This is a genomic window from Pseudomonas parakoreensis (assembly GCF_021602155.1).
In the GTDB taxonomy this organism is placed as follows: domain Bacteria; phylum Pseudomonadota; class Gammaproteobacteria; order Pseudomonadales; family Pseudomonadaceae; genus Aquipseudomonas; species Aquipseudomonas parakoreensis.
Genome location: NZ_BQHY01000002.1, coordinates 395043 through 421308 on the forward strand (window position 1 = coordinate 395043; position 26266 = coordinate 421308).

Genomic DNA, 26266 nt, shown 5'->3' on the forward strand with positions numbered 1-26266 from the left:
TGCTCCTCAGGCCGGTACGGAGTGGTTGGCGTGATGGCCGCGCTGATGCGCCGCTTCACTGGACTGACCTTCACCGTGCATCTCCGCCAGACGGGTAATGAACTCGTCGACGAACACGCGCATGTCGGCGCTGACTTCCTTGTTACGGGTGATCAGGCGGTTGTAGCCAAACAGCGCCGGGATCGCGACAAACAGGCCCATGGCGGTGGCGAGCAACGCCGCCGCCATGCCCGGCGCGATGGCGTTGATGTTGACGTCGCCGGCCATGGCGGTGCCGAGGAACACCACCATGATCCCCAACACGGTGCCGAGCAGGCCGATGTACGGGCCGCCAGCGATGGCGTTGGACAGGGTCGAGAGTTTCGAACTGAGCGCCTGGTTCTCGCGGGTACGTACGCCGTCCATCGAGCAGCGAATCGCTTCAATGGTCGCTGCGGACACCGAAGAGGTGTCGGCGCCCTGCTCGCGCCGGGTGCGGATCTCCTTGACCGCCACCGCATACAGGCGCCACAGCGGCGAATGCTGCAGACGCTGGGCCAGGTGCGCGTCGTCGGCGAACATCTCCAGACGGGTACCGACCTTGGCGAACTGCTCGCGGAAATCCTCGTTGGCCTTGCTCACGCGGCTGAGGGTGCGGTTCTTGCGCAGCATGATGATCCACGACTGAAACATCATCAGCACCAGCACGGCGATGATCACCCAGGCGTCGACCGGCACCGCGTTGAGCAGGAAACCGAGGCTGCCGAAGCCGAAACCGGACTGTTCTTCGTCGACGCCGTAGGTCACCAGTTTCGACTCGGCACCTTGCGCGGTGGCATCGGCCAGCAGCAACGGCGCCGGGCGGGCAACTTTGGAAAGGCGCAGTTCGTCGATAGCCCCTACAAATGGCTGGTACGGGCCAGCGGCCAGGTCACCGCCAACCGCCATCACCGAATTGAACGCCGGCATCGCTTGAGCGAGAGTCGCACCCTCACGACCGTTGATGTACAGGCTGACTTTCGAACCTTCCGCGGTCAGCGCAACATGCTGCCATTGCCCTGGATTCAGCGGCTGAGTGGCCACGGCGCGCTGGCCGCCTATCTCCACAAACGGCACGCCTTGATTGACCCCGACCAGCAGACTGTTGGCGCCTTCGCGACGGGCCAGAATCAGTTGCTCGCCATTGGCCTGATCCAGCCGCAGCCAGGCACTGAAGGTGAACGCACTGCCAGCGCTGTGCTGCAACGACGGACTGGCCGGCAGCATCAACGGCTGGCCGCTAAACTGCAAGGCGCGCCCGACCACGCCGTCAATCGCCGCGCCGGTGGCACTTTGTGCGGTGTTGCCGTAGGCGGTGGTGTCTTTGGCCGGGGTGCCGGTGGCGCCGTCGAAGTGATACAGCGCGGTGTAATTCGGATCGAAGGTCAACTGGCCGTTGCCGGTCGCCGGAGCCTTCTGGTTGCCGTAATACATCCAGATGTCCTGACGCTGGCCGCCCTCGACATTCGGCACATCGACCCAGATCAGCGCCATGCCCATCAACGCGTCGAAGCTTTCGATCTGGTGATTGAGCACGGTCTTGTCATCGGCGGCGACAAAGCGCAAATCCGCGCCGTCTTCCTTGACGCCGTCGAAGGTGAAATTGCCGGTGTGCAGGCGCACCAGCAGCGCGGTGCGGCCCAGGGCCTGGTTGATCCCGGCACCCTGCGGCGTGGTGTCGACGGCAATCTGTTTGCGGTAATGCCAGTCGTCCTGCCACCAGGCCTGCGCCGTGGCCGGGAGCACGAAGCCCAGGCAGATCAACAACGAAAGAATGAGGCGCTGCATGAACGTGCTCCTTTAGAACGTGGCTTGAAGGTTGAAGTGCAGGCGCGATGCCTGCTTCGAGGTGTTCGGCCCTTCGAGTAGCGGGTAGCCCCAGTCGAGGCTGCCGGACAGCCATTTGCTGAGGCTGGCGCGGGTACCGAGGCCGACGCTGGCCAGGGCGTAACTGGCGTCCTGGTCCGGTAACTCGTCGCGCAGGTACAGTTGCGCGCCTTCGGCAAAGGCGTAGAAGCGCCATTCCTGCATCCAGTTGCCGGCGTATTTCGCCAGCGACGGCGTGCGCAGTTCCTGACTGAGCAGCACGCCGTCATCCCCGGTGCGTTCAGCGGCCAGATAGCCGCGCACCGAAGTGGCGCCGCCGGCGGAGAATTGTTCGTTGGAGACCAGTGGCCCCGACGCCAATTGGAAGGCGCCTTTGCTCGCGCTTTGCCAATCGTTGTCGAAGGTCCAGGTGAAGGTGCTGTCGCCCTTGACCACCGCGAAACTCGGGTTGGCGCGGTAGCGTTTGTAGTCGAAGTCTTCGTCAGAACTGCCGTAACCGAAGATGCTGCGGGTGGCCGCCACCAGGCTCAGGCCGAGGCCGAGCTGGCTCTTTTCGGTGTAACGGAAGCCGTTGTAGGCGAAGGTGAACGGCGCGTATTTCAACGGCACCTTGTCGCTCTCGCCGGACAGGGTCAGGCGCTCGTCGAAATCCTTGAAGTCGATGCCGGCCGACAGCGAGTTCGACCAGTTGCCGCTGGACGGCAACGTGTAGATCGCCGACACGCCATAGGAGTGGCCCTTGCCCAACACGTTGCTGCCGCCGATGGTCGCGACATTGCTGTCGGACTGGTAACCGGAGAACTGCACGCTCCAGCGCTCGGTCAGCGGCGCGGTGTAGGACGCCGACCAGACCTTGGCGTTGTCGGTGTCCTGCGGCGCGGTGAAGTACGTCAGGTTGATGCTGTGGCCAAGCTGCCAGAGGTTGTTGTAGCCAAGGCTGGTCACGGCACGGAGCTTTTCGGTGTCGGCACTGTAGTCGTTGTTGAGGCCGACGCTGGCGCTCCACGGGTTCTGGTCTTCGACCTGCAAGTCGACGTCCATGGTCCCCGGGCGTTGGCCTTCGCGCACCAGCGGCATGACCTGGCGCCCCGGGGTTTTATTGAGCTGCGCCAGTTCGCCCTGAACCTTGGCGAAGTCCGGCACCTCGCCTTCTTTCAGCGCCGGGACGTTGTCGCGGATGTCCAGCGGTGAATAGTGTTTGGCGCCGACCACGCGCACCCGGCCGACCTTGGTTTCGCTGACTTGCAGGTAGACGATACCGTCAGCCACTGCTTGCTCCGGCAACTCGACGAACACCGATTGGTAGCCGCGCTCCTGATAAGCCTTTTGCAGGGCATCGCGGGCGCCTTCGATGTCAGTCATGGCTTTTTGCGGGCCGAGAAACGGGTACACCGCCTCTTCGATCGCCCGCGCGTCGAGCACGGTGTTGCCGCGCACGAAGTATTCGTTGACGTCCACCAGACGCTGCGGCGCGGCATTTTCGGCAGCCTCTTCGGCGAATGCCGGTTGCGCGCCGACCGTCACCAGCAGCCAGCCCCACAGCGCCAGCCGTGACGTGAAAATCTGATCCACACTACCCCCTGAATTCGCGATGACCTGTTGGCGCTGTCGCGCGCCTTGTGAATTGCGTCAGTTGCTGACTGTCGAGGCACCGCTGTGCTTGCCGAGCCAGGTGTGCAGCAGCGCGAAGTTCAAGGAGAACTCAGGCATTTGCAGCAAGGCACCGCAGAACACTTCGCCAATGATTTTTTGAATGAGCAGCACCGCACGCGGCTCGTTGAGCAGCGTGGCGATGTCGCGACTGAGGACGTTGAAGCTCCAGACTTTCTGGTTCAGGCCAAGACCGACGAACCAGCGGAACAGCAGGTTGTAATTGAGCTGTTCATACAGTTGCTGCTCGCTGGGCACCGAATACAGCAGTTGCAGGAGCAGGATGTGCATGACCGTTTGCGCGGGAATCAGCATGCCGGGCTCGGCATTGAGGTCATGCAGCAGGTCTTGGTGGGCCGCAAACAAGTCGTCGATCTGCGGGCGCAGCAACACCAGCGAATGGCCTGGCGGAATGTAGCTGGAGACCTCTTTCAAGGCGCCCTGCCAGTCATCCTGCGACACGATCCAGACCCACGGCGCACCGTAGCGATACACCGACACCGGCTTCTTGCGCGCCGCTTCGACGATCTTCGACAGGCGCTGATCGAGTTCCTGCATGCCCACTTTCGAGTAGCGTTCCATAGTCCCCATTGCCTCACTCCCGGCGTCCCGCCTCGGCTTGTGAAAAGCGCCCCGTTGGGCCCCTCAAGCGCGTTACATAGGCATGACCGGACTGGCTATGTGCTACCGAACTTTTGTCATGAAAGCTTCATGCTGGAATTGATGGGAGAGCAAAATCAAAAGATCGCAGCCTTCGGCAGCTCCTACACCGGGACTAGTAGACCCTGTAGGAGCTGCCGAAGGCTGCGATCTTTTGCTTCAGGAATAGACCGGCCAGGTATCGACGATCTTGCCGCCACGCACCGCCAGCAGATCACCGAATTGCAGGAGAACGGCCTCAGTCTGGGTCGGGCGTAGAAAGACTTGATCTTCGACGGTCAGGCCCACCGCATTCGAACCGTTGACCATTTCCTGATTCGAACTACGCCCATACACCCCATTACTCTGCAAGCCGGCGGGCGATTCGAACTCGGCCATCCAGTTGCCGCCGTAAATGAAAAAGGTCTGACGCTGATTGACATCCCACCACGAGAAGAGCTTTGACTGTTCATTCAGCGCCGGGATGTTCACCGCGCCGGTGCTCTTCAACACCGGGGTGGCAATGTAGGTCGCTGGCACGTGGTCAACCAGCGATGGCAGGTCGTAATGCGTCGGTTTGAGCATCGCCGTGCCCACCGACACCTCGGTGCTCAGTTTCTCGTTTTCGTGGATGCGGTAACTCGGGCTGCCGGCGGTGTTCAGGCACAAGTGGTCACTCCATAACGCCGGAAACTGCTGGCGGGCGAAATCCACGCAGCGCTGATAAATCACCATCACCTTGGCGAACAGTTCCTCGGGCGAACCGAGTATTCCCGGCACGCCCATGCCCACAAACGGGTCATAACCCATGAACCCGGCGAACGCCAGGTGCTGCGGGTTGGCGCTGATCAACGCGAGCATCTGCCTCAACACATTCACATCACTGACCCCGCCGCGATGCAGGCCGACATCCAGCTCGATGTTGATGCGCATCCGTGCGCCCAATCCCTGCGCCAGCGCCAGGTATTGCTGCAGACGTTCGGGGTTGTCGATCAGCCATTGCAGTTGCTTCGCCGGGTCGAACGGGCCTTTGTGGGTTTGATAGAACAGCTGTGCCGAACGCACCGGCAGCGGCTTGCCGAGCAGGATGTCGGACTGGGGAAACGTGACTGCGTCGTGATTGAGGAACGGCTGGTGAAACGACATGAGCTTTTGCGTCCCGGCCCGTTGCGCGATGTAGCTCAACAGCCCCGGTGACGGCAGCGACTTTTCCACCAGCCGCAATTGCTTGCCGCCGCGTCGCACCGACTGCATGACCACGTCGATGTTGTGGTCGAGGCGATCCAGATCGATCAAAAGCACCGGACGCATTGGGCCGTGGTCTTTCAATTCTTTATTCAGGGCGCGGAAATACTCGCTGTACGGGTTGCCATGATCGCCCGGTCGCAACCAGGCACCGACTCCCAGCAATAAGGCGCCAACGCCCACGGTGCCCAGCATGAAATTGCGTCGATTGACCGCCATCAGCTCACCCCCAGAATTGACGACAGATGCGCGTTGAGAAAACGTCCGCTGGGGTCCAGTGCCTGGCGTACGTCGACAAACTCGCGCCAGCGCGGGTACAGCGGTTGCAGGGTGCGCGCATTGAGCGTGTGCAATTTGCCCCAGTGCGGGCGACCGTTGTACTTCCAGAAAATCGGTTCGATGGCGGCGAAGAAGTTGTGATGGTCCATCTGATAATGCTGGTGCACCGAGATCGAACAGCTGTCGCGGCCCTCGAACATGCTCAGCGCAATGTCGTCGGCCTTGACGTAGCGGTACTCGATGGGAAACCAGGTGCGCAGGTCCTTGTCCTGAATCAGCTTGAGGATTTCGCGCAGGCAGGCCGGGCCGTATTCGGCGGGCACCGAGTACTCCATCTCGTTGAAGCGCACGGTGCGCACGTTGGCGTAGATGTCGAACGAGTCGCCGACCCGGTCATCGAAACTCGCCAGATGCCGCAAACTGTTGAGCAAGGAGGTACGCAGGCCGGGGAAATCACTGCCGTACTTGTCGATCTTCTCGATCAGGGTCACGAACTCGTTGCCACCCTCCTCCTCGGGCGGGATCGGCGGTGTGGCCGGGTCGCCGGTTTCGTTGAGGGCGATGGACAAGGCGTAGTCGGAATGGGTGACAACGAGCATTTCCCAGTGCTGGTTTTCGCGGGTGTTCTTGTCCAGATCTTCAAGCAGTTCTTCGGTCTTGGCGATCCACTGGGTTTCCCGCAGACGATACGCCGGACGGTTTTGCAAGCGGATTTTAGTGGCAACACCCAACGCGCCGAGGGATACCCGGGCAGCGTTGAATACATCCGGATGACGCTGGCTGTTGCAGTCCAATACTTCGCCACTGGCGGTCACCAGTTGCATCCCGCAGACGTGGGCCGAATAAGACTGAAAGGTCTTGCCGGTGCCATGGGTCGAAGTGGAAATGGCGCCGGCGAGGGTCTGGTAGTCGATGTCGGCCATGTTCTGCAGGGCCTGGCCGATGTCCTTGAGCGGCTTGCCCATACGCGACATCGGCGTGCCGGCGGCGAATTCGGCCTGCAGGGTTTTCGGGTCGTGATCGAGCAGACCGTTGAAGTAGCTCAGCGACAGCAACGTGCCGTCGGTGGGCACCAGCGCACTGAAGGAATGCGCCGAACCGACCGGACGAATCTTGCCCGGTGCCTGTTGGATGACTGCGGTCAATTCATCCAGATTCTTTGGCGCTACCCGCGCCGCCGGCAGGCAACTCTGCCCGCCCGACCAGTTGCGCCAGGGAATCAGCCGTGGCGCGCGCATCAACTGGCCCAGCGCCGGATTGGAAGCCAGCGCGCTGAACGCGCCGACGATACTTGCCCGTTGCAACAACTGACGGCGTGTCAGATCCATGCTCATGCGCGCGCCCTTATTGTGGGAGGGGCTGATCGGCCATGAAGCCGATCAGTTGCAGGAATTGTTCTTCCGAACACTCGACGCACTGGCCCATCGGCGGCATGCCGTTGTAGCCGTTGATGGCGTGATCAAGCAAGGTGTCGGTGCCCTGCTGCAGGCGTGGTTCCCAGGCCTTGCGGTCGCCGGTCAGCGGCGCGTTGGCGGCCGGGTTGGCGTGGCACAGCTGGCAGCTGTTGGCGTAGATCTGCGCCAGTGCCGGGTCGGAGGGCATAGCGTTGTGGGTGGTCGCCGGCGGTGCGGCTTTTTCGCCGCAGCCGCACAGGGCGACAGACAGCGCCAGCATTAAAGTGAGTGGGATTGCCCGCATAACGATCCTCGCCTGGGTAGCGCTTTTTGTTGTGATCACACCTTAAGGCAGGCACGGCAGCGGGTTGAGGGCATTGCGGGACAACGAGGGGGGCAAACGGGGCCACACCGATGCCCTCTGTAGGAGCTGCCGCAGGCTGCGATCTTTTGATCTTGATCTTCAAAAGCAAAGTCAAAAGATCGCAGCCTGCGGCAGCTCCTACAGGGACTGGTGTGAGCATTGCGGCTCTACTCCGGGACTTGGCGTGACATTCGCGTGACATTCGCGGGTTTAAATTCCCGCGTATTCAGGCGTATAACCTGTACAGACTTTTGGATCTGCATACGGACATCAATACGGGGTAGCGACATGACCACAGCAAACATCCTTGGCAACCTGTTCCCTTCTGTCAGCGACATCCCGGAAAAATACCGCCTCGACGCTCAGGTCGAGCAACGCGAATACCTCGTCGATGGCCAACTGCGGCGCTGGGACGGCCCGCTGGCCACGGTACGCAGCCCTGTGTACCTGCACGGCGAGAATGGCGATGAACAAGTGATTCTCGGCAGCACCCCGCTGCTGGATGCCGACACCGCCCTCACCGCCCTCGACGCCGCCGTACGCGCGTACGATCGCGGTCAGGGCCTGTGGCCGACCATGCGCGTGGCCGAACGCATTCAGCACGTCGAAGCGTTCCTCGGCCGTATGCGTCAGCAGCGCGAAGCCGTGGTCAAATTGCTGATGTGGGAGATCGGCAAGAACCTCAAGGACTCGGAAAAAGAGTTCGACCGCACCTGCGACTACATCGTCGACACCATCAATGCACTGAAAGAACTCGACCGCCGCTCCAGCCGTTTCGAACTGGAACAGGACACTCTCGGCCAGATTCGTCGCGTGCCGCTCGGTGTCGCGCTGTGCATGGGCCCTTACAACTATCCGCTGAACGAAACCTTCACCACGCTGATCCCGGCGCTGATCATGGGCAACACCGTGGTGTTCAAACCGGCCAAGCTCGGCGTGCTGCTGATCCGCCCGTTGCTTGAAGCGTTCCGCGACAGCTTCCCCACCGGCGTGATCAACGTGATCTACGGCAGTGGCCGCGAGACTGTCAGCGCGCTGATGGCCAGCGGCAAGATCGATATCTTCGCCTTCATCGGCACCAACAAGGCCGCCAGCGACCTGAAAAAACTGCATCCGAAACCACACCGTTTGCGCGCCGCGCTGGGTCTGGATGCGAAGAATCCGGGCATCGTCCTGCCCGAAGTCGATCTGGACAACGCGGTCAGCGAAGCGGTCACCGGTTCGCTGTCGTTCAACGGCCAGCGCTGCACCGCGTTGAAGATCCTGTTTGTGCATGAGGATGTGGTCGACGCCTTCATCGAAAAATTCAACGCCAAACTCGCTACGCTGAAACCTGGCATGCCGTGGGACAGCGGCGTGGCACTGACCCCGCTGCCGGAGTCGGGCAAGGTCGACTACCTGCACGGTCTGGTGGCTGACGCGCAGAGCAAGGGCGCGCAAGTGGTCAACCCCAATGGTGGCGAGAGTCGAGAGTCGTTCTTCTACCCCGCCGTGCTATACCCGGTGACGCCGCAGATGCGCGTGTACAACGAAGAACAATTCGGCCCGGTGGTGCCGATCGTGCCGTACCGCCACCTCGATACCGTGATCGATTACGTGCTGGAATCGGACTTCGGTCAGCAACTGAGCCTGTTTGGTACCAACCCGGTGGCGATCGGCCGACTGGTCGATACCTTCGCCAACCAGGTCGGGCGGATCAACCTCAACGCCCAGTGCCAGCGCGGCCCGGATACCTACCCGTTCAACGGGCGCAAGAACTCCGCCGAGGGCACGCTGTCGGTACACGATGCACTGCGGGTGTTTTCGATCCGCACACTGGTGGCAACCAAGTTCCAGGACAGCAACAAGGAGCTGATCAGCGAAATCATTCGCGGCCGCGATTCGAGCTTCCTGACCACCGACTACATCTTCTGACGAGGACCTTGCACTGAGTACATTCAGCACCCACCGACTGCCACCGCTGCTGCGGCGAATCCTGCGTCCGTTGCTGGACCCGTACCGCCGCTACCGGCATGCCCGGCTGATCCACGCGGTACGGGTCGCGTTGGGGCTGCTGGCGACCATCCTGCTGACCACCGGCATCAACCTGCCCCATGGCGAATGGGCGTCGGTGACCATGCTGGTGGTGATCGGCGGCTTGCAGCATCACGGCAACATTGGCAAAAAAGCCGCCGAACGCGCCACCGGCACCCTGATCGGTGCCGGCGTCGGACTGGTGCTGGTGGCGCAACAGGCATGGCTGGGCCTGCCATGGCTGACCTACTTTGCCATGGCGGTGGTCTGCGGATTCTTCTCCTATCACGCGATCGGCAAAGGCGGATACACCGCCCTGCTCTCGGCGATTACCGTCTTCATCGTTGCCGGTCATGGCGACAACCCGATCACCGACGGCTTGTGGCGCGGGGTCGACATCCTGATCGGCATCGCCCTGGCCCTCGCATTTTCCTTCGCCCTGCCGCTGTACGCGGTGTATTCGTGGCGCTACAACCTGGCCGATGCCCTGCGCGACTGCGCCACGTTGTACGGGCGAATCATCAGCGGCCAACCGGTCAGCGCCGATGAACACCTGAAGCTGATGGGCAGGGTGACCGCGGTGATGGTGCAACTGCGCTCGCTGATGCCTTCGGTGTCCAAGGAAGTGAAAATTTCCATGACCGAACTGGACGCGATTCAACGCAACCTGCGCATGTGCGTCAGCACGCTGGAAATCCTCGGCAACACCCGCCCGGATGCGAACGACCCCGACGCCATGGCGCACCTGCAATCGGCACTGCGGGCCGAGCACCGGGTGATCCGCGTGCAACTGATCGGCATGGCCCGGACCTTGAAATCCGGCGCCACGCAGCGCCTGCAGCGCCCGCTGGAGTTGCCGGACGCCAGTCTCGACACTCCGGTCTACAGCACGCTGGACGGTTACCGGTTGCTGACCCGACAACTGGCCGCGAACATTGGTGAACTGCGCCAACGCCTGGCGATGACGGCGCCGCGCTGGAACATCTGAATCAGCGGAAAAATCCGTGTAACAAAGCGGACACCATCACTACAATGCGCCCACAACGGATGTGACATGGACGCATAAATGCAATTCAGGAAGAGTATCAACGCCCTGCGGGCACTGGCCGTGCTGTCGGTCGTGCTGTTTCATTTCAAGTTGCCAGGGTTCGAGGGCGGGTTTGCCGGGGTTGACGTGTTCTTCGTCATCTCCGGATTCCTGATGACCGGCATCATCGTCAATGGCGTGCAACAACAGAACTTTTCCCTCCTCGGCTTCTACGCCTCTCGCGGCCGCCGCATTATTCCTGCCCTGCTTGTGCTGTGCGTTACGCTGCTGGTCTTCGGCTACCTGTACCTGCCGCTGGACGACTTGCGCGAGACGATCCGCACGATCAAGAGCAGTCTGCTATTCAGTTCGAACTTCAGTTTCGCCGAAAGCGGCAATTATTTTGCCGCGCCGCTGCATGAAAACTGGTTGTTGCATACCTGGTCACTGTCGGTCGAATGGCAGTTCTATCTGCTCTATCCCGTGCTGATCATGGGTTTGCACAAGTGCTTCGGCGCCGATAAAACCCGCTTTGCCCTGGTTGCCCTGGCGTTGGTGTCGCTCGCGGCGTCCATCATCGTGACCCGCGTCAACCCGACGTTCGCCTTCTACATGCTGCCCACCCGCGCCTGGGAAATGATCGCTGGCGGCCTGGTTTTTTTGTTTCCGCTACGATTGAGCCCGCGCGGCGGCGCGATTTGCGAAAGTCTCGGCCTGCTGGCGATTGCTGTCAGTGTGCTGGGCTTTTCTGAAGCCGATCTGAGGCCGGGCTACCTGGCACTGCTGCCGGTGCTGGGGACGATGCTGGTGATTCACGGCAATACCCGGTCGGTGTTCAGCAGCAATTCTGCGCTGCAATTTGTCGGGAGTATTTCCTACTCGGTGTATCTGTGGCATTGGCCGCTGGTGGTGCTGCTGTACTTGTGCGGGTTGTTGACCAGTTGGCCACATGTGATCGGCGCGATCATCGCCTCGTTCACGCTCGGCACCCTGTCCTTCTACATGGTTGAGTCGAAGGTGAACAAAGGTACGACCGCCACACGCACAGTAATCAAGTTCGCGTCGCTGACGGTGGCTGTGGTTGCCGTGTCGGCAGTCACGTCGTCGCTGGTCAAGCAGCATCCCGATTGGCGCCCGGCGCTGGTCGAACTCGGTCAGCCGGAATACACCAGCAAGCTGTATCCGCAGGAATGCTATCCCAACGCTTATGCAGCGGCGGATTGCAAACTCGGCACAGGCGAGGTGTCGGTGATTCTGTATGGCGACAGCCACGCGCAATCGACTGCAGCAGCAGTGCAGATAGACAACCCTCAAGCCGCGCTGTCTTGGTCACGGGGCGGTTGCCCGACCCTGGCGCACTTCGCCATGCACGACAAAACCGTCGAAAGCCAATGTCGAGGCTTCAATCAGGAAAAGCTGCAACAACTGAAAACCGCGTACGCCGGCGTGCCCGTGGTGCTGTTCAGCCGCGCGGCGCTGTACGCGGATTCAGGGCGGGAAAACAGCTATCGGATTTCCTTTCCCGAGCGTCAGGCCGCGTTTGCCGAAGCCTATACCGAAGAGTACGTCAGCACGGTCTGCTCGATCGCTGAAAACCATCCGGTGTATATCGTCAAACCGATCCCGGAAATGCCCTTCAGCGTCTACAAGGGTTTGAATCTGAATCAGCGGTTGTTCGGGCAAACCTCGGACATTTCCCTGCCGTTACAGGCTTACGAGAAACGCAATCGCATCGCCATCGCGACCATCGAAGCGGCGGCCAGCCGCTGCAACGCGACGGTGATCGACCCGACGCCGTACCTGTGCCCCGATGGCCACTGCATGGGCTCCATGGACGGCGTCCCGCTGTACTTTGACGACAACCATCTGGTGGATGCCGGCAATCAGCAGTTGAAAGGACTGTTCCGGGCTGTGATCAAACCGATCTGAGCTGACGCCGGGCTTTCAAGCCCCAGCCCTGTTGCATCCCGGCGGCGGCCAGCAGAATCGCCGCCACGCCGACCCATTGCAGGATCTGCAGGCGATGGCCGAAGGCAAACCAGTCGACGAAGATCGCCGCAATCGGGTAGATGAACGACAGCGCACCGGTCAGGGCGGTCGGCAGTTTCTGGATCGCGCCGTACAGCAGCACATACATCAGGCCGGTGTGGACGATGCCCAGCGTCACCAGACTGGCCCAGGCTCCGTGTGTTTGCGGCAAGCCGTTTAGGTGCGCGAACGGCGCGAGCAACAGCACTCCGGTGCAGACCTGGATCAGCGCGATCAGATGCGGCGGCGTGCCAGTGAGGCGCTTGATGATCAGCGCCGCGATCGCGTACAGCAACGCCGCGCCCAGCGCCAGCGCAATGCCCAGCAGATATTCGTGACCGCTCTCGCCCTGCCCGCCGTGGGCGCTGACGATCGCCAGCATGCCAAGGAAGGAAATCGCTAGCCAGAACAGTTTCTGCAAGGTGATTTTCTCGCCGAGAAACAGTGCCGCGAGGCCAACCAGCATGAACGGCTGCACATTGTAGACGGCCGTCCCGATGGCAATTGAGGCCCGGGAATACGAAGCGAACAACAGCACCCAGTTGCCAACAATCGCGGCGCCGCTGAGGACGGCCAACAGGAACGTGGTACGGGTCAGAATGCCCGGACGCAGGAAGCCGAACGCGGCACAGATCAGCAGCAAGGTGCCGGCGCCGAACACGCAGCGCCAGAACACCACGTCCAGCACCGGCTGCCCGGAGACCAGCACGAACCAGCCAATGGTCCCGGAAATCAGCATGGCAGCGGTCATTTCCAATGAACCACGGCGGATTGAGTTGTCCATCATCGATCTCCCTAAACGTTTTGACGAAAGCGTGGGCAAAGTATGCCAAGCCGGCTCCCTGCGCCTCCAGCGCAAAAAGCAGGCTAAACTCGATTTTTGCCTTTTTTATCGCGGGTGGTTTCCCGCAAATGCCTTATGCCGGAGTTGCGCCATGACCGACGATATCGACCAGATCCTCATCAGCGCCCTGATGGAAGATTCACGCCGCTCGCTCAAGGCACTGGCGCAGATCAGCGGCCTGTCGTCGCCCAGCGTGGCCGAGCGCCTGCGCCGACTGGAGGAGCGCGGCGTGCTCAAGGGCTATACGGTTGAGATCGACCCGAAATGCTTCGGCTATCAACTGCAGGCCATCGTCCGGGTGAGGCCGCTGCCGGGGCAATTGCAGGAAGTGGAACGACAGATCCTGTCAATTCCGGAATTCACCGAGTGCGACAAAGTCACCGGGGAGGACTGCTTCATCGCCCGCCTGCACGTGCGCTCGATGGAACAGCTCGACACCCTGCTCGACCGCCTCAACACGCTGGCCGAAACCAACACCGCGATCGTCAAGAAGACACCGGTCAAACGCCGCTTGCCGCCGATGGCGTGAGTGCTTTTTGCGCGTGTTCGGCGTAGATTGAGATTTTTCCGGCGAAGGATTGGCGGTAATGAAATTTCAGGCATTGATGCTGTCGGCAGTATTGCTCACCGGGTGCGGGACGGTGCAAACGGTTGCGTTCAGCGACAAGTTTTCCGTGGACCAGCTGAAAACCGAGAAAACCTACTGTGGCGCCGTTCCGCGCATTTACAGCGGTGCGACCTACGACTTTTGCATGCTGCACGCCGAAAAACCGGATGACGTCGACGCGTTCAATTACAACAATGCCTCTTTTGGCCTGGTGGTAGATGCCGCGGTTTCGGGTGTGCTGGATACATTTCTGCTGCCCTACACCATTTACAAGCAACAGGCCGATGGCAGCATCGTGATCAACTGATCTGCTTTTCGCAGACAACAAAAAACCCGCCGATGCGGGTTTTTTGTTGTTTCAGGCCAGCGATCAGTCGTCGCGGCTCATGATGCCGAAGATCTGCAACAGGCTGATGAACAGGTTGTAGATCGATACGTACAGGCTGATGGTCGCCATGATGTAGTTACGCTCGCCACCGTGGATGATCGCGCTGGTCTGGAACAGAATGCAGACTGACGAGAACAGCACGAAACCGGCGCTGATCGCCAGTTGCAGGCCGCTGATCTGGAAGAACATGCTTGCCAGAGTGGCACCCAGCAACACGAAGAAACCGGCGGTGATGAAACCACCGAGGAAGCTCATGTCCTTGCGGGTGATCAGCACGTAGGCCGACAGACCACCGAACACCAGCGCGGTCATCGCGAATGCCGAACTGACCACTTCAGCGCCGCCCTGCATGCCCAGGTAACGGTTGAGGATCGGGCCGAGCAGGAAGCCCATGAAACCGGTCAGCGCAAAGGCGGAAACCAGGCCCCACGCGGAATCACGGAGTTTGTTGGTGAGGAAGAACAGCCCGTAGAAGCCGATCAGCACCACGAAAATGTTCGGGTAGCCAACACGCATCTGCTGGGCCACAAACGCCATCACACCGCTGAATGCGAGGGTGAGCGCCAGCAAGCCGTATGTGTTGCGCAGGACGCGGCTAACCTCTAGCTGCTCAGCCTGCACGCTGTTGTGAACTGCGTAATCCTGTTCGCGCATGGCGACACTCCTGTTGGTTTGAAACGTTCAGTGGCAAAGATCATAACAGACGCTCTGTAACAAGCCATGCACAGAGTTTGACAGTGTGTTTCATTCAGGTATTATGGCGCCCGCAACGCAAACGGAGGTGTGGCCGAGTGGTTTAAGGCAACGGTCTTGAAAACCGTCGACTGTAACAGGTCCATGAGTTCGAATCCCATCGCCTCCGCCATATTTGATACGACAAAGCCCTGATTATTCAGGGCTTTGTCGTTTCTGGCATTCGGAAATTTTGCTCATTTTTTACTGGATGGTTTCCGCATCTTTTCAGTCATTTCGTCAAGCCGTGACGAATTGGCTGGCAGCCACTACCGTTACCTCAGTCGAATCGAAAGGGGCGGACTCGAGTCACCGATAGTGGCTAGCGATGGCCAGCCCATATGGTGAATAACCAGTTCTGGTTCACCTACCCCCCGTCAACCCGGCTCGTGCCCTATCCAGCCAACTGCTGGTTACAGACTTATATCTGCGATTTGACTGGCTGCTGGAAGCAAGGGGCCGAGTCGATTGCGAGTAGCATCTATTGGCCGAATGCGGTTCGCCCCAAAGGGCAGCAACCGGCCAAAAGCGATCAGTGAGTCACCGCGCGAGTCCAATCCGCTTCCACTGCCGCGCCTGATCGACGGCCAACAAGGGGGTTCACAGATGGCGGCGTCCTGATTGGACGCCGCCTCAGGTCATTACACGACCACGTTCAACAGCAACACCACAAGCAAACCGACCACGGCGACGATCGATTGCACCACCGAAATAGTCTTGGTGGCTTCGCCCATCGTCATGCCGAAGGATTCCTTCACCATCCAGAAACCTGCATGGTTGGCGTAGTTGAAGAACAACGAGCCGCAGCCAATGGACAAGGCCAGCAGCGGCAGGTTGAGGCTGGGATCAGCACCGGCAAGCGGCGCCAGCAAGCCGGCAGCCCCCACGATACCTACCGTGGCGGAACCGGTAGACACCGAAAGCAACATGGCGATCAACCAACCGAGGATCAGCGGAGGGAACGCCGACTGCTGAGTCAGGTGCACAATCGCATCGCCCACCTTGGCGCTGGCCAGCAGTTCCTGAAAGGCACCGCCGCCGGCGATGATCATGATGATCGAGGCGATTGGCTTGAGGCTCTTGCCCAGCGAGTCGCGCAATTGCCCCGCATCGCCGCCGCGCGCGAGTACCAGACTGGCCCCGGCGAACAGCACGCCCAGCAGCATCGCTATCAGCGGATTGCCGAGGAAACCGGCCATTTTCAGCAGCGCATTGTCCTTGGCCAATACCATTTCGGCGACGGCATGGAACAGCATCAGGATCGCCGGCAGCAAGGCTGCCAGCACGCCAAGGTATACGCTGGGGCTTGGTTTATCGTCGGCTTTTTCAGCCAGGGTGAACTGATCCAGCAACACCTGATCGGGCCGAGTGCTCATGCGCGGGGAAATGAATGCGCCATACAATGGGCCGCCTAAAATCATGGCCGGGATAGCCGCCAGGAAGCCATAGAGCATGGTCGGCCCGACCGAGGTTTTCAGCGCGGCGATGGCCGTCAGCGGGCCAGGGTGCGGCGGAACCATGCCGTGCATGGCGGCCAGTGCGGCAATCACCGGAACGCCCACATAGATATACGCTGAACCCTTGAAGCGCGCCTGACTTTCCAATTTCCGGGCCACGCTGAAGATCAGCGGCAGCATGATCACCAGGCCGACCTCGAAAAACATCGGTATGCCAATCACAAACGCGACCATCATCATCGCCCACGGAATCATCCGATCCGTTGTGCGCTTGAGGATGACCGCAGCAATCTGCTCGGTGACGCCAGCGTCAGCAAGAATTTTGCCGAGCATCGCCCCCAGCGCAATGACCACCCCCACTGCCCCCAGTGTCTTGCCGGCGCCGGTGACCAAGTGGGAGACGATGCCATCTGGCTCCATACCGGTTGCAAAGCCTACGCCGACGGAAACTACCAGCAAAGCCAGCAGCGGGTGCATTTTGAGGCGCGAGACGATCAGCGCTACCAGCACCAGGACGCTGATCAATGCGGTCAGTAACAGATCTATATCTAAGGGAGTCATGAAAGGTTCTCGGTTGGGCTGGTGCCCAAATTCTTGTATGTGGGTGAGATGAATGGCATCTGCAACGGCCAGGTTTCAGCGTTCGACTTTCTAAAAACCGAATAACCTTCGAGGCGCTTGCACCAGCAGCGAGTCGCTGGCTTGCGCCGAAAGTTCCAAGGCTTGCAACTGGTCGACGACGGTGGCGAAACCGATGCTTTGCTCATGCTGCGTATGCGGCCAGTCACTGCCCCATACCAACTGATGCAGGCCGAAGCTTTGTTCCAGCAACGGTAATGCCCTTCGAGCGAAATCAATGTTCTGTTGTGGCGTACCTCCCAAACGATAGATTCCCGATACCTTGATCCAGATCGGACTTTTCGATCCGGCCTCAAGCAACTCGCCAAACCCGGGCTGATCGAGACCCGCATTCGCGTCCGGCCGCCCAAAGTGATCGATCACCAACTTCACGCCGAACGGCGTCAATTGCTGGATCAGGCCCGGCAGTTCCTTGACTTCCCGGTGCAACTCGACATGCCAGTCGAGATCAGCGATATCGCTGAAAAACCCTTGCCAGGCACTGTCACGAAAATCAGGTAACGCCTTGCCGATCAGGTTCAAGCGCACGCCGACCACGCCCAGTCGAGCCATGTCATTCAAGGTAGAACGACTGACGCTTGGCTCCAGCACTACCACACCGCGCAACTGCTGCGGCGCGTGCTTCAACGCCGCCAACAGGTAGCTATTGTCGGTGCCAAGGAAACTGGGTTGCACCAATACACCGTGACTCAGACCATGCGTTTGCAAATGCTCAAGGTACTGGCCAAGCGTGGCGTCGTACTCAGGGGTGTAGCGCCGTGCACCGATCAGATGCAGATCACGGCTGAACACATGGGCATGGGAGTCGATGCCGGTGATCGACTTGGGGCGGGTATCTGACATGGGTTTTATCTACTGAAGGTTAGGATCATCACGCCCGAGCGCGTTGATTGCCGCTGATACCGGCCGAAACGGAGGTGGCATTGGCTTCAAGGTCCCTGCCCCGGGTTTCAGGCAGGCACAGTGCGGCAAACACCGCCACGCCGTAGGCGATCCCGGCATCGATACCAATCGCCGAACCCAGCGACATGGAGTCACTCATGTGCCCGACCAGGAATGGAAATACAGCGGACAGCACCCGGCCAAAGTTGTAGCAAAAGCCAACGCCGGCGCCGCGTACATCGGCAGGGTAAAGCTCGTTGAAGAGCGCTCCCAGACTGGCCGGAATACCGGCGGCGAAGAACCCCAACGGGAATCCCAGGAACAGCATCTGCGTATTGGTCAGCGGCAAAAATACGTAGCACTGCACCGTGACCACGCAGCACAAGGCAAACAGCACAATGTTTTTACGGCGGCCAATGCGATCGATCAAATAGCCGCTGGCCACACAACCACACCAGAAGGCGAAGATGATCACCGCCAGATACGCGCCCGAGTTCAGCACAGAGAGATTGCGCTCGGTCTTGAGGAAGGTCGGCAACCAGGTCATTACCGCGTGATAGCCACCGTGCGCGCCCAGTCCCAGCAGCCCGCCAAACAGGGTCACGCGAATCAGTTCCGGGCGAAAAATGCCGGCGAGCGACTTGAAGAAACTCTGCGGAATGGCGTTGTCTTTTTGCAGACGCTGGAAGCTGTCCGGCTCCTCAACGTTACGACGTACCCAGATGATCAGGAACGACGGCAGCAACCCGACAAGGAACATCACACGCCAGGCCATGTCCTGTGGCACCCAGGTATAGATCAGCGTGAACACCCCGACCGCCAGGCCCCAACCCACCGCCCAGGCACTTTGCACAGTGCCCATGACCTTGCCGCGATAGTGCGGATTGATCGTCTCGGCCATCAGCACCGCGCCGGCCGCCCACTCCCCGCCAATCCCGAAACCCTGTAGCGCCTTGACCACCAACAGCTGATTGAAGCCCGTGACGAAGGCCGAGAGAAAGGTGAAGAACGAGAACCACACAATCATCAACTGCAACGTGCGCACACGGCCATAGCGGTCAGACAACGTCCCACCCACCCAGCCACCGAGTGCCGAGGTGACGAGGGTAACGCCGCTGATCAATCCGGCATCGCCCTTTGTCAGCGCGAACGCGGCGATCAGCGCCGGAATCGCCAGACCGAACATTTGTACTTCCAGCGCGTCGAGCGACCATCCGCCGAAGCAGGCCCAAAACGTTTTGCGCTCCCGAGGAGTGACTTGGCGATACCAGCTGAACATGATTCTTATCCTTATAGGTGTTACGCAAGGCAGCCGACAGCCAACCGCACCGCGACAGGGTCAGCTTTGGCAAACAAACAGAAATCGGGCGGCGATCTAGCCGCCGCAGAACGCTCCGCTACGCAGGCAGACGTCAGCGAATATCCACGCTGTAGCGAAAGTGCTCCGCGTGGCCGCGCGAGCGACGCCATTCCAGCGGGCTACCCGCGTAATCGCGGGCCAGACGCTCGATCACGATCACCGGACTGTTGACCGCTACCTGGAGCAATCGGGCATGCACGTCATTCACCGATTCAGCGGTCAGCGTCTCTTCGGCCGATGCAACAACCTGTCCGCACACTTCTTCGTAGATCGGATACAGCAGCGGTCCTTCGCGACTGAGGTCGATCTCCAGCAGCGCCTGAAACCGCTGGCGGGGCAACCAGATTTCTTCGGCGAGCACCGGCTTAACATCGAGCAGACGCACGCGAACAATACGAATGACCGGCGCATCGGCGGGCAACCCCAGTGCTTGCGCTACGGCCGACGGTGCGGCAACGGGCTCGATCGAGAGGATGCGACTCTCCGGGACCTGACGCTCACCGGAAACAGTCTGGAATCGGAAGAAACGGAACAATGAGGATTGAAACTGCGCCCGGCGAATGAACGTCCCTCGCCCTTGCTGACGCTCCAGAATGCCCTCACTGACCAACGCATCAATCGCTTTGCGCACCGTGCCGGTGGACAGTTGGTATTCCGCAGACAGCGCCGCTTCAGTAGGGATCGCCTCCCCCGGACGCCAGCGATTATTGGCGATCTGCTCAGCCAATTGGTCACGCAGGCGTTGGTAGAGCGGGAGTCGGGCATCACTGGATAAAGAATTCATCGACTTTATTCACCTTGTTATCTAGTCATCTATATGAATCTTGCGGCGAGTATTTGCCCAGATAACTTGCCTGTCAAGGAGCGGCTGTTCGTCCTGCTGACGAATGGCTGCCCCACTGCCCTTTTCATAGACATGCGGGGTTGAGCTGGCGATGTCAGATGCTGGCCGAATGTGGGGGGTCAGGAGTGACAGCCGAAAGCTGACGGCCGAGGATGACCGCTCCTGGTCGAAACCCGCCTGTCACGAAGGGCAACCTAATCATTAACCTGGTGCGATTTCAACATGTTAAAGCGTCGTTCCCAAAGACCGCTTCTGCCCGGTAGCGGTCGGTTTCCCGATGTCCGCTTCTGACTGTTTCCTGCCTGTCACGACTGACTAGCGCAATCTCTCAGCGGATCGATGCCGTCGAGATTTCTGGTTCATCAATGATGAAACTTCTCCAACTTGAGATGGTGCGATCAACATGCTCAAATAAGTAATGGCCTTTTGCTACGGTACTCTCAATTGAAACAGAATCGCGGAATGATCCTATTTTTTTTGGCTATGACTTTGCTCTTTATCCTGGTACAGGTATGGCACGCAAAATCTGCCCAGGAAGAGAAAAAACAGGAGCGGGAGCGCCAACTCAAAGGGCTCGCGCTCATCATGAGTGTGCTGTCCGAAAAAGTATCTGATGACTCAACTCGCGTCGATTCTGTGACCTACAGCGATGAGGTCATGCGTATCTCTTACACACTCACAAAAGTTACCAAAGACGAAATCGATTCTGAAGAATTCACCAAAAATGCAAGAGCGATTGCAGCTTCTGCATTCTGTAATGAAAAAGGTTTGGGACAGTTCGTGAAATCGGGTCTTTCCATTGACCTCCTCTACAAAGATTCAACCAGTTCACCGATCGTCAATTTTCAGATAGGCAAGTCCGACTGCCTCTGAAGCCCCTTGAAGCCCGCCTCTCTCGCGGGCTTTTTTCTGCGTGTCGTGCCACAGTGAGTCCGCGCAACAGACACAACTTCCGGTGGCTGCATCAATCATTTCTGATCGGAAGATCTGTCAATCCCCTCACGCGCAGGCCAGTCAGTGGCGCGCCTTTCATCAATTGAGTCGTGCTTGTGTCTGCCGGTGTACAGGAAAACATAACTCATTGGAGTCGCTTCAGCTCCGACAGGCAGACGACAGACAGCGGTGCTTGGCTCACCGGTCTTGACCTGCCTGCAAAATACAGTTGAAGCCTGACAAGCCGCTCAAGACCGTGAAAGCGTTTTCAGGCGCTCCACCAACGCCGCTTCAAAAATGACGTACAGCTTTTCAGCATCGCCAGCACGCAAAACCTCACTGGTTTCCAGCCCCAGCACGAAGCCATCCGCACGCGCCCCCGCCTTCACCGCAATGATCATCGAATCTGCCCGGACAATCTGCGCCAGCAGCCGATCAGCTTCGCGCTGCATCTTCTCGCTCAACACTACGCCTTCCACTTTCTCACCTTGCCTTCAATGCGACATCGAACAAATGTGTGTTCAAGGCTACGCCGCCGATAACGGTGCCTCAAGCCACACGCAAACGATCCTTAATTATGGTAGCCATCAGACCCCTTCAAGTGAACGAATCCGTTTTGCCGGCAATCAAACGCGAAGTTTCAAACGCGTTTAGCCGTTGCCAGCTCGAACAATCATGACCGGAGAACACTGCATGCCTCTCAGTGACACCATTCACAGAGCGTTGCTAAGCGCAGAGGAACGTTCCTCTATCGCTGAAATTGAAGCCACTACCAATATTCTGCAACTGGTCACACGCATGACCGGGACGCGCTTTGCGGCGATCGCCAAATTCACCGACACGGAATGGATTGTCTGTTCCGCCTACGATCCGATCGAGCTTGGAATCCACACCGGTGACACGCTGGAACTGGAAACCACGCTGTGCAGTGAGTTTCGCAGAGACCCCCAAGTGCTGTTCGTGCCACAAATCAGTCGCGACGGCAGGTTTTCCACGCGTCCCGTAGTGAAGCAATATTTGATTGAAAGCTACGCCGGCGCGCCCATTTTTCTTCCCGACGGTCAACTGTGGGGCGCACTGTGTGCCTTGGACTCCAGGGCGGTCATATTCGACGACCCGGATCTGGCGGACACGTTAGGCCTGTTCGCGAGGCTGATCGGCTGTATCTTTTATTCGAATCTGACAGACGTCGGCAGCGGCTACAGCAAGAACGGATGAAGTATTTTCGAATAACTAAAAAACAGCCCTGAATATTCAGGGCTGTTTCATTTCTGGCGTGTGAGATTGGCGCTCCCTCCTTCAACACCGCGCAGGAAACATCGATGTGGTGCGCAAAACCTGGTTCCAGGACAGGCGCTACGAGTCCGCCGCCCAAGAGCGGGCCGACGTTTGCATAGGGCTGAGCCGCACGCTGCCACTTGGCTTCTGAGCGAAACGCCGTTTCCCCGGTAATTGACTTTTATCAACCACTGACACGCTGTTCTCGCCGACATTGAAGCTGACGTGGCAGGGCGAAATCTATGCCGACCAGTGAGCGCTCCGGTTCGGATGTCCGTAAGCCGCCGTCCATTCGCAAAGGAGAATTCAAAATGAGCAACTCCGTGAAGAAAATGCCGGTCACTACCGATACCAAAGACAAATCCCTTCAGCATCCGCTGAATGCAGACTTGTGGCGCCCTCTGGAAAAACTGCGCCAGCAGGTCGATCACCTGTTCGAAGACTTCAACCGCGGTTCGGGGCTTTCACCCTTTGGTCGTGGGCTGTTCGACGTCGAACCGCTCTGGCGGCGCGAACTGATCGGTCACGGCATGCCGGCCGTGGATATCAGTGAAAAGGACAAAAGCTACGAGATCACCGCCGAATTACCCGGCATGGATCACAAGAACATCGAGATCAAATTGTCGAACGGCAGCCTGATCATCAAGGGCGAAAAGAAAGAGGACAAGGAAGAAAAAAGGAAGGGCTACCACCTGAGCGAGCGTCACTATGGTTCCTTCGAGCGGGTCTTCAACCTGCCCAAAGGCGTCGACGCCGAGAAGATCGACGCGAGTTTCAGCAAAGGTGTGCTGAGTATCTCGTTGCCGAAAAAGCCTGAAGCCATTAAAGCGGACAAAGTCGTACCGATCAAGGGCGAGTAAGTTTCGCGCTGTCGTACCCCTTGCCGGGAAACCGGCAAGGTTTTTTTTCCGCCACCCTTTGCACAACTGCTGCAAACGCTGGCCGCACGGACTCACTATTTGCGGCTGGCCTTTTCCAGCATCCGGCTGGCGCGTTCATTGGCCTCATCGGCCGTACGTTGTGCCTGACTGGCTGCAGCGGCTGCCTGATCCGCCCTGGAGTAAGCCGCGTCGGCACGGGATTGTGCCGCGTTTGCAGTGCTCTGGGCGGCGTCGATTCGCGTGTCCATTTCCTGCGCCTTTTTATTGCTGCACCCCGCGCTCATCGCCAAAAGGACGCTGAGCAGAACCACAGATAAACGCTTGTTCATGATGACTCTCCTTGGGTCATTGCGCCGGGAAAAATCCGGCACCCCTGAAGTATCTGGCGTCAGCACGGCCGGCCTCTGATTTTTGTCAATGAACGGCCAACCGGCAGGCAACTGGATGTTGGCAGTGTTAATCACCGGTCGACACTGCAATAAACCCATCACGGCATTTGTCGCAGGCAGACGTCGCTGTCAGACCGCCAACAGGTTGCACGGCACCTGATAAAGAATATGTTCGGTGGTGCTGCCCAGCAGCTTGTCCAGCCCGTGGTATTGCACCCGGCCCATGACGATCACATCCACATGCTGTGCATCGGCGAACTCACTGAGTGCGGCAACCGGGTGGCCGACCACGAAATGCCGGCGCTCGGCGGGTACTCCATAGCGCTTGGCCAGGTCGATATACGCGCTCTCGAACTCTCTGCGCAGTTCCTTGGTCAGCTCTGAAACCGTCAAGCCTTCGCCCAGCTCCTCCAGGTACTCCTGCGAAATGTCGTAGGCGTACAACAGATGCAACTCGGCGTCACACTGGATCGCCATGGCCGTGGCCTGATCGATGATGCGCTTGTTCAATTGGTCGTTGACCGGGTCGCTTGCGGAGGCGTCGACCGCTGCCACGATCTTGCGTGGCAATGCCTGGCCTGCCCCGCCCAGCAGATAGACCGGGACCGGGCAATGACGCAACAGGTGCCAGTCCAGCGGGGTGAAGAAGGCGCGTTTGAGCAACGACTCATGCTGCACTTGCTTGATCAGCAGGTCGGGCATCATCTCGGTGACGAGGTCGAGGATCTCTTGCTTCATGTCATCCGACCAGGCGACTTCGACTGTCACGTCAATGCCTCTGTCGCGCAGGTTGCCGGCCTGATATTTGAGCCAGTCGCGGTGATCCTGCAAATAGTTGGCCCGGGCTTTTTCCCGGTCGCCTTCTTCAAGCAACCAGAGAATGTCCAATGACTTGACCAGCGCCACGATATGCAAGGTCGCCCCACTGGCCTTGGCCAGCGCAGCCGCATGGCTGATCGCCGGAGAGCGGCGCAGAGCCGGATTGATCACCAGCAACAGACTTTGATATTGGCTCATGATTGTTCTCCAGTCGGATGAACCGTGCGGGACGGTCAAGATCGTCACCAGCGGATATGACGCTGTTACACCTGCCGTTCGGCCGAACGCACATCGGCCGCGTTACCCAGTTCGGCGCTGTCCCGGTACTCCGGCACTGACACCGACCAGCCCAGTTCCAGGCTGATACGCCGCCGCAAAACGTCCGAGGCGTTGGGTTCGCCATGCACCACGTAGGTGTGTTTCGGTGCACGTTTGAAACCGCGCAGCCACTCGATGATTTCATCGGCATCGGCATGCGCGGACAGGGTCTGCATCGGTACCACTTCGGCGCGGATCGGCACCTCCTGACCGTGGATACGCACTGACGGCGCACCGGCAACGATCTGTGCGCCCCGCGTGCCGCCGGCCTGGAAACCGGGCATCAGTAGCGAGTTGGCCGGGCTCGGCGCCAATGCCTTGAGGTGGTGCAGCACCCGTCCGCCGGTGGCCATGCCGCTGGCGGCGATGATCACGGCCGGAATGCGCTGATGATCGAGATCGATCGACTCCTGGGTCGAACGTATGAAACGCGTGCCTTGGCACATGCCCTCGCATTCTTGCAGCGACAACCGGTGCTCACTGCGAAAACGCTGATACAGACGCGTGACATCCGTCGCCATCGGGCTGTTGAGGTAGATCGGCAGATCCGGAATCGCGTGTTTCTGCTTCAAGCGATACAAGTGATACATCAGCAGTTGCGCCCGACCGACCGCAAATGACGGTACCAGGGTAATGCCATGGCGCAACGCCGTGCGGTTGATCACGTCGGTCAGTTGTTGCTCGGGGTCGTCGTCAGGGTGCTGGCGGTCACCATAGGTCGACTCGATCAACAGGTAATCCGTTTGCTCGATGGTTTCGGGGGCAAACATCAACGGATCGTTGGGCCGCCCCAGATCGCCGGAGCAGACCAGCGTGACACCGTCGGCAACCACCTCGACCGTGGCCGCACCCAGAATGTGTCCGGCACCGCGCAGCAGGATGCTCAGACCGGGAACAATCTCGACCCGATGATGCAGCTCCACCGGCTGCAACAGTTTCAATGCCTGCTCGGCGTCCTGCTCGGTGTACAGCGGCAACGCCGGCGCATGCCTGGAAAAACCATGTCGGTTGGCGAATCCGGCCTCTTCTTCCTGCAGGCGCCCACTGTCGAGCAACAGGATTTTCACCAGTTCACAGGTTGCTGCGGTGGCATAGATCGGGCCACGGTAGCCGTTGCGCACCAGCACCGGCAGGTAGCCACTGTGATCCAGATGAGCGTGAGTCAGCACGATCGCGTCGAGATCCCGCACGGGCAGTTGGAAAGGATCCCAGTTGTGCAGGCGCAATTGCTTGTAACCCTGAAACAGCCCGCAGTCGATCAGCACATGCCGGTCGCGGTGATCCAACAGGTATTTGCTGCCGGTGACCGTGCCTGCCGCTCCCAGAAAGGTGATTCGCATGGCCGTCTCCTGAATGTGGATAAGAACGCCGACACTTTCAGCCCAAAACGCTGATTCATGGTGTTTCGAGA

General features: G+C 59.4%; 24 protein-coding genes and 1 tRNA gene. 9 read left to right on the forward strand and 16 right to left on the reverse strand.

The features are described 5' to 3' along the window. Positions 1-6: 6 nt before the first annotated feature. The 6 genes from L6D63_RS04230 to L6D63_RS04255 all read right to left on the reverse strand — a co-directional run bounded on the left by L6D63_RS04230 (position 7) and on the right by L6D63_RS04255 (position 7356). Entirely contained in the window at positions 7-1806 is a 1800-nt protein-coding gene (locus L6D63_RS04230) for a DUF2341 domain-containing protein (protein WP_131670334.1), read from the reverse strand. Positions 1807-1818: 12 nt separating this feature from the next. After that, positions 1819-3417: a ShlB/FhaC/HecB family hemolysin secretion/activation protein gene (locus L6D63_RS04235; protein ID WP_131670333.1), complete on the reverse strand. Its 1599-nt coding sequence runs from the start codon at positions 3415-3417 to the stop codon at positions 1819-1821. Positions 3418-3474: 57 nt separating this feature from the next. Then, entirely contained in the window at positions 3475-4086 is a 612-nt protein-coding gene (locus L6D63_RS04240; RefSeq protein WP_080963271.1) for a transposase, read from the reverse strand. Positions 4087-4314: 228 nt separating this feature from the next. After that, positions 4315-5523 carry a DSD1 family PLP-dependent enzyme gene (locus L6D63_RS04245; RefSeq protein WP_236170280.1) on the reverse strand — a complete coding sequence of 403 codons (1209 nt, stop codon included), beginning with the start codon at positions 5521-5523 and terminating at the stop codon, positions 4315-4317. 74 nt (positions 5524-5597) lie between these two features. Next, complete coding sequence (locus tag L6D63_RS04250) at positions 5598-6926, reverse strand: D-arabinono-1,4-lactone oxidase (protein ID WP_236170281.1); 1329 nt, start codon at positions 6924-6926, stop codon at positions 5598-5600. Between the two features lie 76 nt (positions 6927-7002). After that, a complete protein-coding gene (locus L6D63_RS04255) occupies positions 7003-7356 on the reverse strand; it encodes a c-type cytochrome (RefSeq protein WP_131670330.1) in 354 nt (117 codons plus the stop codon). Positions 7357-7704: 348 nt separating this feature from the next. Here L6D63_RS04255 and L6D63_RS04260 point away from each other — a divergent pair, with 348 nt between their 5' ends. The 3 genes from L6D63_RS04260 to L6D63_RS04270 all read left to right on the forward strand — a co-directional run bounded on the left by L6D63_RS04260 (position 7705) and on the right by L6D63_RS04270 (position 12385). Then, positions 7705-9330 (forward strand): NADP-dependent glyceraldehyde-3-phosphate dehydrogenase, encoded by a 1626-nt coding sequence (locus tag L6D63_RS04260; protein ID WP_095666697.1) that lies wholly within the window; start codon positions 7705-7707, stop codon positions 9328-9330. A gap of 46 nt (positions 9331-9376) precedes the next feature. Next, entirely contained in the window at positions 9377-10417 is a 1041-nt protein-coding gene (locus tag L6D63_RS04265; RefSeq protein ID WP_236170282.1) for an FUSC family protein, read from the forward strand. Positions 10418-10495: 78 nt separating this feature from the next. Continuing rightward, positions 10496-12385 (forward strand): acyltransferase family protein, encoded by a 1890-nt coding sequence (locus tag L6D63_RS04270; RefSeq protein WP_131670328.1) that lies wholly within the window; start codon positions 10496-10498, stop codon positions 12383-12385. Here L6D63_RS04270 and L6D63_RS04275 read toward each other — a convergent pair. After that, entirely contained in the window at positions 12372-13268 is an 897-nt protein-coding gene (locus tag L6D63_RS04275; RefSeq protein WP_047294091.1) for a DMT family transporter, read from the reverse strand. The genes L6D63_RS04270 and L6D63_RS04275 overlap by 14 nt on opposite strands. Positions 13269-13419: 151 nt before the next feature. On the opposite strand from L6D63_RS04275, the gene L6D63_RS04280 reads away from it, so the two are divergent. Together L6D63_RS04280 and L6D63_RS04285 are read left to right on the forward strand one after the other, a co-directional pair. After that, entirely contained in the window at positions 13420-13857 is a 438-nt protein-coding gene (locus L6D63_RS04280; protein WP_007915449.1) for an Lrp/AsnC family transcriptional regulator, read from the forward strand. A 58-nt stretch (positions 13858-13915) separates the two neighbouring features. Continuing rightward, complete coding sequence (locus tag L6D63_RS04285) at positions 13916-14242, forward strand: YceK/YidQ family lipoprotein (RefSeq protein ID WP_131670327.1); 327 nt, start codon at positions 13916-13918, stop codon at positions 14240-14242. 63 nt (positions 14243-14305) lie between these two features. On the opposite strand, the gene L6D63_RS04290 is transcribed toward L6D63_RS04285, so the two are convergent. Beyond that, complete coding sequence (locus tag L6D63_RS04290; protein WP_027613775.1) at positions 14306-14977, reverse strand: Bax inhibitor-1/YccA family protein; 672 nt, start codon at positions 14975-14977, stop codon at positions 14306-14308. A 123-nt stretch (positions 14978-15100) separates the two neighbouring features. Between L6D63_RS04290 and L6D63_RS04295 the strand changes: the two genes are divergently transcribed. Then, positions 15101-15188 (forward strand) — tRNA-Ser (locus L6D63_RS04295). Between the two features lie 508 nt (positions 15189-15696). Here L6D63_RS04295 and L6D63_RS04300 read toward each other — a convergent pair. From L6D63_RS04300 to L6D63_RS04315, 4 genes are all read right to left on the reverse strand, one after another. Beyond that, positions 15697-17073: a GntP family permease gene (locus L6D63_RS04300; RefSeq protein WP_131670326.1), complete on the reverse strand. Its 1377-nt coding sequence runs from the start codon at positions 17071-17073 to the stop codon at positions 15697-15699. A gap of 90 nt (positions 17074-17163) precedes the next feature. Beyond that, complete coding sequence (locus tag L6D63_RS04305) at positions 17164-17994, reverse strand: amidohydrolase family protein (RefSeq protein ID WP_047294085.1); 831 nt, start codon at positions 17992-17994, stop codon at positions 17164-17166. 28 nt (positions 17995-18022) lie between these two features. Then, entirely contained in the window at positions 18023-19312 is a 1290-nt protein-coding gene (locus tag L6D63_RS04310; protein WP_047294083.1) for an MFS transporter, read from the reverse strand. A gap of 133 nt (positions 19313-19445) precedes the next feature. After that, complete coding sequence (locus L6D63_RS04315; RefSeq protein ID WP_047294081.1) at positions 19446-20177, reverse strand: GntR family transcriptional regulator; 732 nt, start codon at positions 20175-20177, stop codon at positions 19446-19448. A 504-nt stretch (positions 20178-20681) separates the two neighbouring features. Here L6D63_RS04315 and L6D63_RS04320 point away from each other — a divergent pair. Next, positions 20682-21110 (forward strand): hypothetical protein, encoded by a 429-nt coding sequence (locus L6D63_RS04320; protein WP_236170276.1) that lies wholly within the window; start codon positions 20682-20684, stop codon positions 21108-21110. Between the two features lie 308 nt (positions 21111-21418). Here the strand turns inward: L6D63_RS04320 and L6D63_RS04325 are convergent, their stop codons facing one another. Further along, positions 21419-21649: a hypothetical protein gene (locus L6D63_RS04325; RefSeq protein ID WP_027613841.1), complete on the reverse strand. Its 231-nt coding sequence runs from the start codon at positions 21647-21649 to the stop codon at positions 21419-21421. Between the two features lie 214 nt (positions 21650-21863). Here L6D63_RS04325 and L6D63_RS04330 point away from each other — a divergent pair, with 214 nt between their 5' ends. Both L6D63_RS04330 and L6D63_RS04335 read left to right on the forward strand, forming a co-directional pair. Continuing rightward, positions 21864-22388, forward strand: coding sequence for a GAF domain-containing protein (locus L6D63_RS04330; RefSeq protein ID WP_047294079.1), 525 nt, complete (start codon positions 21864-21866; stop codon positions 22386-22388). A gap of 371 nt (positions 22389-22759) precedes the next feature. Next, positions 22760-23308: an Hsp20/alpha crystallin family protein gene (locus L6D63_RS04335; RefSeq protein ID WP_095666713.1), complete on the forward strand. Its 549-nt coding sequence runs from the start codon at positions 22760-22762 to the stop codon at positions 23306-23308. A 95-nt stretch (positions 23309-23403) separates the two neighbouring features. Here the strand turns inward: L6D63_RS04335 and L6D63_RS04340 are convergent, their stop codons facing one another. The 3 genes from L6D63_RS04340 to L6D63_RS04350 all read right to left on the reverse strand — a co-directional run bounded on the left by L6D63_RS04340 (position 23404) and on the right by L6D63_RS04350 (position 26195). After that, on the reverse strand, positions 23404-23658 hold the full coding sequence (locus tag L6D63_RS04340) for an Lpp/OprI family alanine-zipper lipoprotein (protein ID WP_047294075.1): 255 nt from the start codon (positions 23656-23658) through the stop codon (positions 23404-23406). Positions 23659-23847: 189 nt separating this feature from the next. Beyond that, complete coding sequence (locus L6D63_RS04345) at positions 23848-24735, reverse strand: universal stress protein (protein WP_095666714.1); 888 nt, start codon at positions 24733-24735, stop codon at positions 23848-23850. Positions 24736-24800: 65 nt separating this feature from the next. After that, positions 24801-26195: an MBL fold metallo-hydrolase RNA specificity domain-containing protein gene (locus L6D63_RS04350; protein WP_131670325.1), complete on the reverse strand. Its 1395-nt coding sequence runs from the start codon at positions 26193-26195 to the stop codon at positions 24801-24803. Positions 26196-26266: the final 71 nt, after the last annotated feature.

Coding starts and splice junctions, on each gene's coding strand:
- L6D63_RS04230 (WP_131670334.1), bottom strand. CDS start 1,806: ATGCAGCGCCTCATTCTTTCGTTGTTGATCTGCCTGGGCTTCGTGCTC.
- L6D63_RS04240 (WP_080963271.1), bottom strand. CDS start 4,086: ATGGGGACTATGGAACGCTACTCGAAAGTGGGCATGCAGGAACTCGAT.
- L6D63_RS04255 (WP_131670330.1), bottom strand. CDS start 7,356: ATGCGGGCAATCCCACTCACTTTAATGCTGGCGCTGTCTGTCGCCCTG.
- L6D63_RS04260 (WP_095666697.1), top strand. CDS start 7,705: ATGACCACAGCAAACATCCTTGGCAACCTGTTCCCTTCTGTCAGCGAC.
- L6D63_RS04270 (WP_131670328.1), top strand. CDS start 10,496: ATGCAATTCAGGAAGAGTATCAACGCCCTGCGGGCACTGGCCGTGCTG.
- L6D63_RS04275 (WP_047294091.1), bottom strand. CDS start 13,268: ATGGACAACTCAATCCGCCGTGGTTCATTGGAAATGACCGCTGCCATG.
- L6D63_RS04280 (WP_007915449.1), top strand. CDS start 13,420: ATGACCGACGATATCGACCAGATCCTCATCAGCGCCCTGATGGAAGAT.
- L6D63_RS04285 (WP_131670327.1), top strand. CDS start 13,916: ATGAAATTTCAGGCATTGATGCTGTCGGCAGTATTGCTCACCGGGTGC.
- L6D63_RS04290 (WP_027613775.1), bottom strand. CDS start 14,977: ATGCGCGAACAGGATTACGCAGTTCACAACAGCGTGCAGGCTGAGCAG.
- L6D63_RS04300 (WP_131670326.1), bottom strand. CDS start 17,073: ATGACTCCCTTAGATATAGATCTGTTACTGACCGCATTGATCAGCGTC.
- L6D63_RS04305 (WP_047294085.1), bottom strand. CDS start 17,994: ATGTCAGATACCCGCCCCAAGTCGATCACCGGCATCGACTCCCATGCC.
- L6D63_RS04310 (WP_047294083.1), bottom strand. CDS start 19,312: ATGTTCAGCTGGTATCGCCAAGTCACTCCTCGGGAGCGCAAAACGTTT.
- L6D63_RS04315 (WP_047294081.1), bottom strand. CDS start 20,177: ATGAATTCTTTATCCAGTGATGCCCGACTCCCGCTCTACCAACGCCTG.
- L6D63_RS04330 (WP_047294079.1), top strand. CDS start 21,864: ATGCCTCTCAGTGACACCATTCACAGAGCGTTGCTAAGCGCAGAGGAA.
- L6D63_RS04335 (WP_095666713.1), top strand. CDS start 22,760: ATGAGCAACTCCGTGAAGAAAATGCCGGTCACTACCGATACCAAAGAC.
- L6D63_RS04340 (WP_047294075.1), bottom strand. CDS start 23,658: ATGAACAAGCGTTTATCTGTGGTTCTGCTCAGCGTCCTTTTGGCGATG.
- L6D63_RS04345 (WP_095666714.1), bottom strand. CDS start 24,735: ATGAGCCAATATCAAAGTCTGTTGCTGGTGATCAATCCGGCTCTGCGC.
- L6D63_RS04350 (WP_131670325.1), bottom strand. CDS start 26,195: ATGCGAATCACCTTTCTGGGAGCGGCAGGCACGGTCACCGGCAGCAAA.